The sequence below is a fragment of the Streptomyces sp. NBC_00557 genome, from assembly GCF_036345995.1.
Classification (GTDB): domain Bacteria; phylum Actinomycetota; class Actinomycetes; order Streptomycetales; family Streptomycetaceae; genus Streptomyces.
Genome location: NZ_CP107796.1, coordinates 3394695 through 3408057, shown reverse-complemented (window position 1 = coordinate 3408057; position 13363 = coordinate 3394695). Strand labels below are relative to the sequence as shown.

The 13363-nt window shown below is 72.4% G+C and carries 13 protein-coding genes; 11 read left to right on the top strand and 2 right to left on the bottom strand.

What is annotated here, in order from left to right; translation table 11 throughout:
• Positions 1 to 65: 65 nt before the first annotated feature.
• Positions 66 to 1247 (bottom strand): sensor histidine kinase, encoded by a 1182-nt coding sequence (locus OG956_RS14445; protein ID WP_330338373.1) that lies wholly within the window; start codon positions 1245 to 1247, stop codon positions 66 to 68.
• A gap of 244 nt (positions 1248 to 1491) precedes the next feature.
• On the opposite strand from OG956_RS14445, the gene OG956_RS14440 reads away from it, so the two are divergent.
• The 11 genes from OG956_RS14440 to htpX all read left to right on the top strand — a co-directional run bounded on the left by OG956_RS14440 (position 1492) and on the right by htpX (position 12804).
• Positions 1492 to 1911, top strand: coding sequence for an NADH-quinone oxidoreductase subunit A (locus tag OG956_RS14440; protein ID WP_330338372.1), 420 nt, complete (start codon positions 1492 to 1494; stop codon positions 1909 to 1911).
• Entirely contained in the window at positions 1902 to 2498 is a 597-nt protein-coding gene (locus tag OG956_RS14435; RefSeq protein ID WP_330338371.1) for an NADH-quinone oxidoreductase subunit B, read from the top strand. Before OG956_RS14440 ends, OG956_RS14435 begins: the two co-directional genes overlap by 10 nt.
• Entirely contained in the window at positions 2495 to 3859 is a 1365-nt protein-coding gene (locus tag OG956_RS14430; protein WP_330338370.1) for an NADH-quinone oxidoreductase subunit C, read from the top strand. Before OG956_RS14435 ends, OG956_RS14430 begins: the two co-directional genes overlap by 4 nt.
• Entirely contained in the window at positions 3856 to 4824 is a 969-nt protein-coding gene (locus OG956_RS14425) for a complex I subunit 1/NuoH family protein (protein WP_330338369.1), read from the top strand. Before OG956_RS14430 ends, OG956_RS14425 begins: the two co-directional genes overlap by 4 nt.
• Positions 4824 to 5384, top strand: a complete 561-nt coding sequence (locus tag OG956_RS14420; RefSeq protein ID WP_330338368.1) for a NuoI/complex I 23 kDa subunit family protein — start codon at positions 4824 to 4826, stop codon at positions 5382 to 5384. The genes OG956_RS14425 and OG956_RS14420 overlap by 1 nt, the downstream gene beginning before the upstream one ends.
• Before the next feature lie 32 nt (positions 5385 to 5416).
• On the top strand, positions 5417 to 6082 hold the full coding sequence (locus OG956_RS14415; RefSeq protein WP_330342837.1) for an NADH-quinone oxidoreductase subunit J family protein: 666 nt from the start codon (positions 5417 to 5419) through the stop codon (positions 6080 to 6082).
• A complete protein-coding gene (gene nuoK / locus OG956_RS14410; RefSeq protein ID WP_330338367.1) occupies positions 6082 to 6456 on the top strand; it encodes an NADH-quinone oxidoreductase subunit NuoK in 375 nt (124 codons plus the stop codon). Before OG956_RS14415 ends, nuoK begins: the two co-directional genes overlap by 1 nt.
• Positions 6453 to 8447 carry an NADH-quinone oxidoreductase subunit 5 family protein gene (locus tag OG956_RS14405; protein ID WP_330338366.1) on the top strand — a complete coding sequence of 665 codons (1995 nt, stop codon included), beginning with the start codon at positions 6453 to 6455 and terminating at the stop codon, positions 8445 to 8447. Before nuoK ends, OG956_RS14405 begins: the two co-directional genes overlap by 4 nt.
• A 6-nt stretch (positions 8448 to 8453) precedes the next feature.
• Entirely contained in the window at positions 8454 to 10028 is a 1575-nt protein-coding gene (locus tag OG956_RS14400; RefSeq protein WP_330338365.1) for an NADH-quinone oxidoreductase subunit M, read from the top strand.
• Positions 10025 to 11542, top strand: a complete 1518-nt coding sequence (locus OG956_RS14395) for an NADH-quinone oxidoreductase subunit N (RefSeq protein WP_330338364.1) — start codon at positions 10025 to 10027, stop codon at positions 11540 to 11542. Before OG956_RS14400 ends, OG956_RS14395 begins: the two co-directional genes overlap by 4 nt.
• A 398-nt stretch (positions 11543 to 11940) precedes the next feature.
• Complete coding sequence (htpX, locus tag OG956_RS14390) at positions 11941 to 12804, top strand: zinc metalloprotease HtpX (RefSeq protein ID WP_330338363.1); 864 nt, start codon at positions 11941 to 11943, stop codon at positions 12802 to 12804.
• A 149-nt stretch (positions 12805 to 12953) separates the two neighbouring features.
• Here the strand turns inward: htpX and OG956_RS14385 are convergent, their stop codons facing one another.
• Complete coding sequence (locus tag OG956_RS14385) at positions 12954 to 13355, bottom strand: YccF domain-containing protein (protein ID WP_330338362.1); 402 nt, start codon at positions 13353 to 13355, stop codon at positions 12954 to 12956.
• Positions 13356 to 13363 lie beyond the last annotated feature (8 nt).

Below are 13363 nucleotides of genomic sequence, written 5' to 3'. Positions count from 1 at the left end.
GGGGGTTGCAGCCGCCGTACCCGGATCCGGAGCCGTCCGCTACCGGGCCGGACGCGGACCCCCTGTCACTCGCCCCGGTCCCGCCACGGGAGTTCCGCCGTGACCACCGTGGGGCCGCCGGGCGGTGAGTCGAGGACGAACAGGCCGTCCACCGCGCCCAGGCGGTCCGCGAGGCCGCGCATGCCGGTGCCGCCCTCGAGACGGGCGCCGCCCCGGCCGTCGTCCCGGACCTGGATGAGCAGCCGGTCCTCCGCGCGCCACACGTCCACGGACGCGGACCGGGCCCGGCTGTGCTTGCTGATGTTCTGCAGGAGTTCGGAGACGGTGAAGTAGGCGATGCCCTCGATGGCCGGGGCCGGGCGGTCCGGCAGGTCCACGGTCACCTTCACCGGCACCGTGCAGCGGGTGGCGACCGAGGACAGGGCCGCGTCCAGGCCCCGGTCCGTGAGCACGGCCGGGTGGATGCCGCGGGCGAGATCGCGCAGCTCCTGCAGAGCCAGCTTCACCTCACCGTGCGCCTCCTCCACCATCGCCGCCGCCGAGTCCGGGTCCTCCAGCAGCTTCTCCTTCGCCAGACCGAGCCCCATGGCCAGGTTGACCAGCCGGGCCTGCGCCCCGTCGTGCAGGTCCCGCTCGATGCGCCGCAGGTCGGCGGCGGCCGTGTCGACCACGACCCCCCGGTCCGACTCCAGCTCGGCGATACGGCGCTCCAGCTCGTCCGACGGCGACAGCAGCCCGCGCACCAGGAAGCGGTCCACGTTCGTCAGTCCCCGCGTGAGATACGGCAGCACAGGCCACAGCACGAACAGCGAGGTCAGCACCGTGCAGAAGGTGAGAATCCCCCAGGGCAGCCGGATCAGGTCGTACAGCAGCGTGCGCCAGCCCACCGGATCCTTCAGCGCCATCCACAGCCGCTGCGCCGGCCCGCCGCTCCTCGCGAACGGCAGTGGCGTCGGCTCCTCCACCCGCACCCCGAGCAGCCACCGCGCGCGGGCCCGCTCCAGCTTCCCCAGCTGCCGGGCGCCCAGCAGGCTCAGCGCGAGCAGCGGCAGGCCGACGACGGTGATCGTCAGCGACCCGCCGACGGACAGCACGGTGATCGCGTAGACGAAGCCGAACACCGTCACCGGCAGGTTCAGCACGAGATACAGGATCTCCTTCCACGTGTGCGCGTCGTACGCCGGCCGGACCGGAGGCAGACGGTCGGTGCCGTCGGCCCGGTCGACGGCTGAGCTGGTAGCGGTCATGCCGGTCAGCCTGCCGTGCCCGGGCCTCCGCGCGCCATGCGGTATGCCGCCCTCCGCCGACGGGGGAAAACCCCACCCCGCGCGGGTCGCGATTTCCGCGCCGCCCGCCTCTTGGTGTGTCTCATGGCGCGACTGGCTGCTTACCGCCTCTTTATCAGGGCCTAGACTCCCGTGCGTACAGATCGTCGAATCACACGCATCGCAGGATGCGTCAGGTCACGAGGTCAGGGAGCGAGGGACGACGGTGCGGGAGACGTTGGGGGACTCGACGGCCGCCGCGGCGCACGTCATCGCGGCGGGCTACTTCCGGTCCTACTCGGTCGTGGGCCTGCTCGCCCTCGTCGGCGTGCTGTTCGTCGCGGTCGCCTTCGGCGCGGGCCGGCTGCTGCGGCCGGTCGTGCCGACCCCCGAGAAACTGCTGACCTACGAGTGCGGCGTCGACCCCGTTGGCGAGGGCTGGGCCCACACCCAGGTCCGCTACTACGTCTACGCCTTCCTCTACGTGATCTTCGCGGTCGACTCGATCTTCCTGTTCCCCTGGGCGACGGTCTTCGCCGCCCCCGGCTACGGCGCGACGACGCTCGTGGAGATGTTCCTCTTCCTCGGCTTCCTCGCCGTGGGCCTGCTGTACGCATACAAGAAGGGCGTCCTGGCATGGACGTGAACCCGGAGCCCGTGTACCTGCCGGAACCCAGGCGACTGGGCGCCCTGGCACGCCTGGCCCCCGAGCCGATGAAGGTGATCCTGAACTGGGGCCGCCGCTACTCGCTGTGGGTCTTCAACTTCGGCCTCGCCTGCTGCGCGATCGAGTTCATCGCCGCGTCGATGGCCCGCCACGACTTCATCCGCCTCGGCGTGATCCCGTTCGCGCCGGGCCCGCGCCAGGCCGACCTGATGGTGGTCTCCGGCACGGTCACCGACAAGATGGCCCCGGCGGTCAAGCGCCTGTACGAGCAGATGCCGGAACCCAAGTACGTCATCTCCTTCGGAGCCTGCTCCAACTGCGGCGGCCCCTACTGGGACTCCTACTCCGTCACCAAGGGCGTCGACCAGATCATCCCCGTGGACGTGTACGTCCCCGGCTGCCCGCCGCGCCCCGAGGCGCTGCTCCAGGGCATCCTCAAGCTCCAGGAGAAGATCGCCCGCGAGTCGCTGGGGGAGCGGTACGGCGAGGCCCGCCCGTCCGCGGCCGCCCTGACCAGCGACCTGGTGAAGCCCCCGGTACCGGCCGCTGAAGGTGATGCTCAGTGACTGTCGGCTGGCTGCCCGCCCCGGTCGAGGAACTCTTCGGCACGGACGCCACGGCCGAGGAGGCGTACGACCTCCTGACCGTCGACGTGCCCGCGTCCTCCTGGCTCACCGCCCTGGAGACGGCCCGTACGACCCTGGGCTGCACCTACTTCGACTGGCTGAGCGCGGTCGACGAGCCGGGCACGGGCTTCCGCGTGTCCGCGCACGTCGTCGCCCTCGCGCCGGTCCGCCGGCTCCTCGTCCGTACGACCGTCCCGCACGACGCGCCCGCACTCCCCTCCGCCGTCGGCGTCTATGCGGGCGCCGCCTGGCACGAGCGCGAGACCCACGAGATGTTCGGCGTGGTGTTCGAGGGCCATCCGGGTCTGGAGCACCTGCTCCTGCCCGAGACCTTCGAGGGCCACCCGCTGCGCAAGGACTTCGTCCTCGCCGCGCGTGTCGCCAAGGCCTGGCCCGGCGCGAAGGAGCCCGGCGAGTCCGAGCACGGCGGCCCCAAGCGCCGCCAGATGCTGCCCCCGGGCGTACCGGACCCCAACGAGTGGGGCCCCCTCAAGGGCCAGCTCCCCCCTGCCCCGACCCGCCCGGCCCGGGGCGCGGGCCGCCCGGCGAGCGAACGCCCCGCGCGCGCGGGCACGGCCGGCGAGCGCCCGGAGCGTCCGGTACGACGCACCCGCACGGCAGCGGAGGGCTCGGCGAGCCAGACGACCGGTGCGGTGGCGGCTGATGCTGGTACTGCTGGCGCCGGTGCTGGTGGTGCTGTCGGGGCACCTACGGGTACCGCCGGTGCCGCCGGTGCGCGTCCGCGCCGGATGCGCAGCGCGAGCGAGGGCTCGCCCAGCCAGACCCGGGAGCCGGCCGCGACCGGGAGCCAGGCGGACCAGGGCGCGTCGGAAGGTCCGGCCGCCGAGGCCTCCGTGGCCCACGAGTCCACCCCGGCGCCCCGTCCGCGCCGCGCCCGCAGCGCCTCCGAGGGCTCGGCGTCCCAGCGCGCCGAGGCCGGGACGTCGGACGAGCAGCCGCAGCCCGCGGATCAAGCACAGCCGCACACACCGTCGGACCCGGCCACCGCGCCCCGCCGCCCCATCACCCCCCGCAGCTCGGACGCCCCCTGGCACCACGCGCGCCCGGCTTTCGAGGAGCCGGCGCCGGAGCCGAAGGCCCAGCCGGAGCCGGAGGACGGGCGACCGGAGTCCGAGCGCGAACAGCCGGAGTCCGAGCGCGAGCAGCCGGAGGCGTCGCGTGGCCCCTCTGGGCAGCCCGCCCCTCCAAGCCCCGCAGGCGACCCCGCCCCCCAACCCGGTGACCCCGAAACCGGACCCGGTGACCCGCACGACCCCGACCCCACAGGAGGCACGCAGTGAACGGCGCGTTGGACGTCGCCCTGCGACTCCTGGGCGTGTTCGTGGTCTTCCTCACCTTCCCGCTGATCGTGGGCCAGACCGAGCACAAGGTGATGGCCCATATGCAGGGCCGCCTCGGACCGATGTACGCGGGCGGCTTCCACGGCTGGGCCCAGCTCATCGCGGACGGCGTGAAGTTCGCGCAGAAGGAGGACGTGGTCCCGGCCGGCGCCGACCGCCGCGTCTTCCAGCTCGCCCCGGCCGTGGCCCTGCTGCCGTACCTCCTCGTGCTGCTCGCCATCCCGATCGGCCCGGGCGAGGGCGCCGTCGGCCAGGTCCTGGACGCGGGCGTGTTCTTCGTGCTCGCCGTGATGGGCGTGGGCGTGCTCGGCTCGCTCATGGCCGGCTGGGCCAGCGCGAACAAGTTCTCCCTGCTCGGCGGTCTGCGCACGGCCGCCCAGCTGCTCGCCTACGAGCTTCCGATGCTGCTCGCCGCGGCCTCGGTCGCCATGGCGGCGGGCACGGTCTCCCTGCCCGGCATCCTGCACGCCTTCCACTGGTGGTGGGTGCCGTGGCAGATCACCGGCGCCGTCGTCTTCTTCGTCGCCGGGCTCGCCGAGCTGCAACGCCCGCCGTTCGACATGCCGGTCGCCGACTCGGAGATCATCTTCGGCGCGTACACCGAGTACACCGGCCTGCGCTTCGCACTGTTCCTCCTCGCCGAGTACGCCGGCATCGTCGTCCTGTGCGGCCTGACCACCGTCCTCTTCCTGGGCGGCTGGCACGGCCCCTGGGGCCACGACGGCATGGGCTGGCTGTGGACCCTGCTGAAGACCGCGATCCTCGCCTTCCTCGTCATCTGGCTCCGCGTCACCTACCCGCGCCTGCGCGAGGACCAGCTCCAGAAGCTGTCCTGGACCCTGCTCGTCCCCCTCTCCCTCGCCCAGATCGCCCTCACCGGCATCGTCAAGGTGGTGATCTCCTAGTGGCCCCCATCCCCGGCAGCGGCCTCGCCAAGGGCCTGGCCGTCACCCTCCGGACGATGACCCGGAAGACGGTCACCGAGCAGTACCCGGACGCCCAGCCCGAACTGCCGCCCCGCACGCGCGGTGTCATCGGCCTGTTCGAGGAGAACTGCACGGTCTGCATGCTCTGCGCCCGCGAGTGCCCGGACTGGTGCATCTACATCGACTCCCACAAGGAGACCGTCCCGCCGGCCGCCCCGGGCGGCCGCGAGCGCAGCCGTAACGTCCTCGACCGGTTCGCCATCGACTTCTCCCTGTGCATGTACTGCGGTATCTGCATCGAGGTGTGTCCTTTCGACGCGCTGTTCTGGTCCCCGGAGTTCGAGTACGCCGAGACCGACATCCGCGACCTCACCCACGAGCGGGACAAGCTGCGCGAGTGGATGTGGACCGTTCCGGCCCCGCCGGCCCTGGACCCCGCGGCAGAGGAGCCCAAGGAGATCGCCGCAGCCCGCAAGACCGCCGAGAAGCTGGCGGCCGCCCAGGCCGAGCCGCAGGAGCCGCAGGGAGGCGAGTCGTGAGCCCCGCCGCAGCCGTCGGCCTCGCCCCGGCCGTGAACCTCGCCGGTGCCCGGCACGCCACCCTCGCGGCCGCCGCCCACCCGGGCTTCCTGTCCCCGGCCGGCGTCGAGATCGCCTTCCTCCTGGTCGGCGTGGTCACCCTCGGCGCCGCCCTGGTCACCGTCACCACCCGCCAGCTGGTGCACGCCGCCCTGTGGCTGGTGGTCGCGCTCGGCGGACTCGCCGTGGAGTACCTGCTGCTCACGGCCGAGTTCATCGCCTGGGTCCAGGTCCTGATCTACGTCGGTTCCGTCGTCGTCCTCCTTCTGTTCGGTCTCATGCTCACCAAGGCCCCCATCGGCCGCTCACCGGACGCGGACTCCGGCAACCGCTGGGCCGCCCTGGCCGTCGCGGTCGCCTCGGCCGTCGCCCTGGTCTGGGTGGTCGTCGACGCCTTCCGCACCACCTGGGTCGACCTGAGCGGCCCGGCCGCCGGCTCCACCCGGGTCACCGGCCAGAGCCTGTTCCGGAACTGGGTGCTGCCCTTCGAGGCCCTGTCCGTGCTGCTCCTCGCGGCGCTGGTCGGCGCGATCGTCCTGTCCCGCAAGGCGAAGACGGAGCCGGGCTCTCCTGATGTGAACTCCCGGCCGGTCACCCGGAGTTCCCCTTCCGTCACGGATTCCGGAATTCACCCGGTCGAGCAGGAAGGCGCCCGCTGATGCACCTCGCCTACCCCGCCGTGCTCTCCGCCCTCCTGTTCTGCACCGGCCTGTACGGCGTCCTCGCCCGCCGCAACGCGATCCTGGTCCTGATGTCGGTCGAGCTGATGCTCAACGCCGTCAACCTCAACCTCGTCGCCTTCGACGTCTGGCTCAGCCGCGCCGCGAAGGACACCCTGCACTCCGGCCAGGCGCTGACCCTGTTCACCATCGCCATCGCCGCCGCCGAGATCGGCATCGGCCTGGCCATCGTGCTCGCCGTCTACCGCAACCGCGGCACCTCCGACATCGACAAGCTCCGCGACACCGCAGAGGGCCCCGGCACCGAGGGACCGGGCTCCTCGGCGGCCGAGAAGGCTGAGGCCACCGCGTGACCACGACCACCCTCGCCGTCCTCGTCCCCCTTCTGCCGTTCCTCGGCGCCGCAGCCGGACTGCTGCTCGGCCGCACCACGCCCGGGTTCCTCCGCCCGCTCGCCGTGCTGCCGCCGCTGGCCTCGCTCGTCCTGGCCGCGCTCGTCGCCGTACGCCAGGGCGGCGGACAGGCCGTGGACGGCCACACCGAGCTGACGCCCACCGGCTCGGTCCCGATCGAACTGGCGCTGCACATCGACGGCTTCGCCGCGCTCGTCGCGGTCCTGGTCGCGTTCGTCGCCGCCTGCGTGCAGATCTACTCCACGGGCTATCTGCGCGACGACCCGCGCTACCCCTCGTACGCCGCTCTCGTCTCCCTGTTCACCTCCGCGATGCTCCTGGTCGTCTACTCCGGCGACCTGATCGTGCTGCTGGTCGGCTGGGAAGTCATGGGCATCTGCTCCTACTTCCTGGTCGGCCACTACTGGGAGACCCCCGAGGCCCGCGCCGCCTCCCTGAAGGCCTTCCTCGTCACCAAGCTCGGCGACGTGCCGTTCCTCATCGGCCTGTTCGCGCTCGCCGGCGACGCCGGGTCCTTCCGCGTCACCCGCGTCCTCGGCGCCGTCGCGAGCGGTCACCTGCACCACCCGACGGTGATCGCCCTGCTGCTCCTCGCGGGCGTCGCGGGCAAGTCGGCGCAGTTCCCGCTGCACACCTGGCTCCCGGACGCGATGGCGGGCCCCACGCCCGTCTCGGCGTTGATCCACGCCGCGACGATGGTCGCCGCCGGCGTCTACTTCATCGCCCGTCTCCTCCCCGTCTTCGAGGCCTCCCGGGCCGCGATGACCGTCCTCGCCGTCATGGCCGCCGTCACGATGGCCGGCTCGGCGCTCGCCGCGCTCGCCCAGGACGACATCAAGCGCGTCCTCGCCTACTCGACCATCGGCCAGCTCGGCTACATGACCGGCGCCCTCGCCGTCGGCGACCGCGGTGCCGCCGTCTTCCACCTCCTGTCCCACGGCGCCTTCAAGGCGCTGCTGTTCCTCGCGGCCGGCGTGATCATCCACGCCGCCGGCACCAACTCGCTGGCCGCCATGTCCCGCATGCACGGCCTGCGGGACCGCGTCCCGGACGCCTACTGGACGATGACCGTGGCCCTGCTCGCGCTCGCCGCGATCCCGCCCTTCAGCGGCTTCTTCTCCAAGGAGTCCGTCCTCGGCGCCGCCGAGCGGGTGGCCGACGGGCACACCGACCACGCCCCCGGCGCGGCGGGCTGGATCGTCCTCGTCGCCGGGCTGGTCACCGCCCTGCTCACCGCCGCCTACGCGGCCCGGCTGTGGCTGCTGGCCTTCCGCGGCCGGGGCGCCGAGGCCCCCGACCACGGCCGCCAGCCGCCGGCCATGACCGTGGTCCTGTGGATCCTCGCCGTGCCCTCCCTGGCCTTCGGCGGGTTCGCCTACCGCGCGCTGCCCGGCTGGTTCGACGGCCGCGACCTGACCCCGACCCTGCTCACCTCCATCCTCGGCACCGGCCTCGCCCTGGTCGGCGGGCTGCTCACCTACGGCGCCTGGCAGCGCACCGCCCGGCTCGCCGACCGGGTCCCGCTGGGCGCGGTCGCCGCCCACCCGGAGGAGGACGCCGGGCTCGTCGAGGCCGAGGCCATCGCCACCCACGAGCCGGCCTACGGCGACATCGCCTACGCGCCCGACCCCGCGGACCCGGCGCGGCTGCTGCTCGGCCCGCTGCGCCGCCACGCGGCCGCCGGCTTCCACCTGGACGTCGTGTACGCGGCGCTGTTCGTCCGCCCGGTGCAGGCCGGAGCGAGTCTCGTCCGGTTCCTCGACCGCGAGGTCGTCGACACCTACGTACGCGGCGCGGCCGCCCTGCCCCGGCTGCTCGGGGCCGCCGTACGGCGTGCGCAGACCGGCAATGTGCAGACCTATGTGAGCGCGCTGCTCGCCGGCACCGTCGTCCTGGCGGTCGCCGTCGTCCTCGTCGCCACGGGAGCGTGAGCAGGCGTGATCGATATCAACGAGTCCGTGATGCAGTTCCTTCTGGCATTCACCGTCGTCGGCCCGCTCCTCGGCGCCGTCGCCGCCCTCCTTCCGGCCCCGCCCGGCCTGAAGGGGAAGTCGCCCGAGCAGGCCGTGCTGCGGCACGGCGTGACCGTGACCGGCGCGATCCTCATCGCCGCGATCGTCCTCGCGCTCGGCTTCGACCACGGCCATCCGTCGAGGATGCAGGCCACGACCGACATCAGCTGGATCCCCGCGCTCGACGTGCGGATCCACCTCGGCATCGACGGCATCTCCCTCCCCCTCGTCGTCCTGACCGCGCTGCTGACCTTCCTGTGCGCGCTGTACTCCTACTTCAACCCGCCCAAGGGCGGGTCCCCGAAGGCGTTCGTCGCGCTGCTGCTCCTGCTCGAGTCCGGCACGCTCGCGACCTTCGCCGTCCTCGACCTGCTGCTGTTCTTCCTCGCGTTCGAGATGGTGCTCATCCCGATGTACTTCCTCATCGCCCGCTGGGGCGGCGAGGGCCGGACCCGGGCCGCGTGGAAGTTCATCCTGTTCACGCTGCTCGGCTCCGTCGTCATGCTGCTCGGCCTGCTCCTGATCGGAATCAAGGCGGGCACGTTCGACATGGTGGCACTCGCCACTGACAACGGCCGGTCGCTGACCGCGTCCGTGCAGGTCATCGCCGTTCTGGCGATCGGGATCGGGCTCGCGGTGAAGTCGCCGATGTGGCCGCTGCACAGCTGGCTGCCCGACGCCCACACCGCCGCCCCCACCGTCGGATCGGTCCTGCTGGCCGGTGTCCTGCTCAAGATGGGCACGTACGGGTTCGTCCGGATCCTGCTGCCGGTCGCGCCGCACGGCTTCCACACGTTCGCGCCGTACCTCGCCGCGTTCGCCGTGGTGGGGATCATCTACGGGTCGCTCGCCTGCCTGGCCCTCGCCAAGCGGGGCGCGAAGGGCGACCTCAAGCGGCTGATCGCCTACTCCTCCGTCGGTCACATGGGCTTCGTCCTGCTGGGCATCGCCACCATGACACCGACCGGCGTCAACGGCGCCCTGTTCGCCAACATCGCCCACGGCCTGATCACCGGCCTGCTGTTCTTCCTGGTCGGCGGGTTGAAGGACCGCACCGGCACCACCGACCTCGACACCCTCGCAGAGGAGACCGGCCTCGCCCTGTACGGCAGGGCCCCGCGGCTCGGCGGACTGCTCGCCTTCGGCGCCGTCGCCTCGCTCGGACTGCCCGGACTCGCCGGGTTCTGGGGCGAGATGCTGGCCCTGTTCGGCGCGTTCAGGCCCGCGGCCGACCTCAGCCGGCCGGCGTTCCTCACCTTCATGGCGATCGGCGCGTTCGGCACCCTGCTGACGGCCGCGTACATGCTGATCGTGGTCCGCCGCGTCTGCATGGGCGGCGTCGAGCAGGAGGTCCCGAAGCTCGCCGACGTCCGCGGTTACGAGTTCGCCGCCTGGACCCCGCTCGTCGCCCTCACCGTCGTCGCCGGACTGTGGCCGAGGGCACTGCTCGGCCTGACCGACCCGGCCGTGCACCAGCTCCTCGCAGGAGGCACCCGATGAGCGCCCAGCCCCTCGCCGAGTCGCTGGTCCAGTCCGTCGACTGGCTCGCCGTCGCCCCGCCGGCCATCGCCGCCGCGGCCGGACTCGTCGTCCTGGTCGCCGACCTGTTCCTGCCCGAGGCCCGCAAGCCCGTCCTGGGCTGGATCTCCGTGGCCGGACTGGCCGCGGCCGCGCTGATGCTGCTGCCGCTCCTCGACGGCGACCGCAGCACCTTCTGCGTGACCGGCGCCACGCGCGCGTGCAGCTACACCGCCGACCACTTCACGCTCGTCATCCAGTTCCTCGTCCTCGGCGGCGCGCTGCTCGCGGCCCTGCTGTCCGTGACGAACCTCGAGGACGACCAGCGGCGCGTCCCGCCCGGCGAGTTCTGGTTCCTGCTGCTGTCCTCCGCGGCCGGCGCCGCCCTGCTGCCCGCCTCCCGCGACCTGGCCACGCTGATCGTCGCCCTGGAGGTCGCCTCCCTGCCCGCCTTCGCCCTGGTCGGCATCCGGCACGGCGACAAGCGGTCCTCCGAGGCGGCCCTGAAGTTCTTCCTGTCCTCGGTGACGGCCACCGCGGTCAGCCTGATGGGCGTCAGCTTCGTCTACGCCTCCACCGGCACCCTCTACCTCACCCAGGTCGCCCAGCGCCTGCCCCACGTCGGCGGCCAGCTGCACACGCTCGCCCAGGCCGGCGTCGTCCTCACCCTGATCGGCTTCGCCTTCAAGACGGCGGCCGTCCCGTTCCACTTCTGGGTCCCCGACACCTACGTGGGCGCGCCGCTGCCCGTCGCCGCGTACCTGTCGGTCGTCGGCAAGGCGGTCGGCTTCTCCGGGCTGATCCTCGTCACGGTCGTCGCGTTCCCGTCGTACGCCGACGTCTGGGGTCCCGCGCTCGCCGTCCTCGCCGCGCTCACCATGACCGTCGGCAACGTCGGCGCCCTGCGCCAGCAGGCCACGCGCGCGTACAGCGCCGTACGGCTGCTCGCCTGGTCCTCCGTCGGGCAGGCCGGCTACCTGCTGGTGCCGATCGCCGCCGCCGGGTACGCCCAGGACCCGCAGAAGGCGATCGGCTCCACGGTGGCTTATGCGCTGATGTACGGCGCGGTGAACATCGGCGCGTTCGCGGTGGCCGCCGTGGTGGGTCGCAGCCGGGCCCTGAACCGCATCGCCGACTACCGGGGGCTGTACGCCGCCAATCCGCTCACCGCGCTCCTGCTGGCGTTCTTCCTGCTGTGCCTGGCGGGGCTGCCGCCGGGCGTCATCGGGCTCTTCGCCAAGGTCATCGTGTTCTCGTCGGCCGTCGACGCGGGCCTCGGCTGGCTCGCCGTCGTCATGGCCGTCAACGTGGTGATCGCCCTCTTCTACTACCTGCAGTGGACGGCCCTGCTGTTCCGCGCCCCCGAGGGCGAGCCCGCCCGGCACCGCGTGCCCGCCCCCCTCACGGCGGCCCTCGCCCTCACCGGCGTACTCGGCGTCGCCCTGTCCGGAGCACCCCAGCTGGTCCTCCGCTTCGCCGCCACCGGGCTGTTCTGAGCCTCGGCCGTGCGCGTGAGCCAGACGGTCCTGGCCACGCGCGAGTGAGGCACTCTGCCCCGGGCACGCGCGCGTGAGCCACTCGGCCCCGGGCACGCGCGCGTGAGCCACCGGTGGCGGCCTTCCCAACGCGCGTGAGCCACTCGCGGGCCCTCTACGCGCGCGGTGAGCGACCCGCGGCGGCCTCCCACATGTGTGTGAGCCTCCCCGTGGCCGGCCTCCACGCGCGTGTGGCCGTGCGCGCCGCCGTCACCCGGCCGGAGCGCTCCCTCACCCGTCCGGCCCCGGCGCGCGCCCGCACCCACCAGGGAACTCACGGCTGCCGCCTGGCGTTGTCACAGGCGGGAGGGTCCACTGGACCAAAGTGTTCCCCAGCTGCACGACTTGGAGGGCGCACGGTGCACCGCCGGCACAACGGGCTCAGGACCGCAGTACTCCTCGGGGGGCTGTCCGCACTCATCATCGTCATCGGCAGCTTCTTCGGCCGTGCCGGCCTGGTCGTCGCGGTCCTGATCGCCCTGGGCACGAACGCGTACGCGTACTGGAACAGCGACAAGCTGGCCCTGCGCGCGATGCGTGCCCGCCCGGTCAGCGAGTTCGAGGCCCCGGGGCTGTACCGGATGGTGCGCGAGCTGTCCACACAGGCCCGTCAGCCCATGCCCCGCCTGTACATCTCGCCCACGGAGGCCCCGAACGCCTTCGCGACGGGCCGCAACCCGCGCAACGCCGCTGTGTGCTGCACCGAGGGCATCCTCCGCCTGCTGGACGAGCGCGAGCTGCGCGGCGTCATCGGCCATGAGCTCAGCCACGTCTACAACCGGGACATCCTGATCTCCTCGGTGGCCGGCGCGCTCGCCTCAGTGATCATGTTCCTGGTGAACATCGCCTGGCTCATCCCGGTCGGCCGCTCGGACGACGACGACGGCCCCGGGCTTCTCGGCATGCTCCTGATCATGATCCTCGGCCCGCTGGCCGCCACCCTCATCCAACTGGCCATCAGCCGCTCCCGCGAGTACGAGGCCGACGCCTCCGGCGCCCAGCTCACCGGCGACCCGCTCGCCCTCGCCGGTGCCCTGCGCAAGCTGGAGACCGGAACCCAGCAGCTCCCGCTGCCGCCCGAGCCGCAGATCCAGACCGCCAGCCACATGATGATCGCGAACCCGTTCCGCGCCGGTCAGGGCATGAGCAAGCTGTTCTCCACCCACCCCCCGATGGCGGACCGCATCGCCCGGCTCGAGAACATGGCGGGCCGGCGGCACTGAGGGCGCGCGGGCCAGGAGCGCATGCCGCCCGTACCGCGCGTGGGCCAGGAGCGCATGCCCGCCCACACCGCGCGTGGACCAGGAGCCCTTGTCCGCCTCCTCCGGCGGAGTCTGCGCCGTTCCGCGGGCCAGGCGGTCCCAGGAGTGGATCAGCGTCCGCCGAAGCCCTGGTCGGTGGTCACGATCTCGCGGCCCAGCGGCATGAGGGAGACGGGGATCAGCTTCAGGTTCGCCCAGCCGAAGGGGATGCCGATGATCGACAGGAACAGCGGGATGCTCGTGATCAGGTGACCCAGCGCCAGCCACCACCCCGCGAAGATCACCCAGATCACGTTCCCGATGAACGACCCCGCACCGGCGCCCGGCCGCTCCACGGCAGTCCGGCCGAACGGCCACAGGACGAACCCGGCGATGCGCAGGGACGCGATGCCGAACGGGATCGTGACGATGAGGATGAAGCAGATCACCGCGGCGATCAGGTAGCCGACAGCCATCCAGAGGCCACAGAAGATCAACCACAGGATGTTGAGCAGCAGGTTGAACACCTTCATGATCGGTA

Coding starts and splice junctions, on each gene's coding strand:
- OG956_RS14445 (WP_330338373.1), bottom strand. CDS start 1,247: ATGACCGCTACCAGCTCAGCCGTCGACCGGGCCGACGGCACCGACCGT.
- nuoK (WP_330338367.1), top strand. CDS start 6,082: ATGCACCTCGCCTACCCCGCCGTGCTCTCCGCCCTCCTGTTCTGCACC.
- OG956_RS14435 (WP_330338371.1), top strand. CDS start 1,902: ATGGACGTGAACCCGGAGCCCGTGTACCTGCCGGAACCCAGGCGACTG.
- OG956_RS14385 (WP_330338362.1), bottom strand. CDS start 13,355: ATGAAGGTGTTCAACCTGCTGCTCAACATCCTGTGGTTGATCTTCTGT.
- OG956_RS14395 (WP_330338364.1), top strand. CDS start 10,025: ATGAGCGCCCAGCCCCTCGCCGAGTCGCTGGTCCAGTCCGTCGACTGG.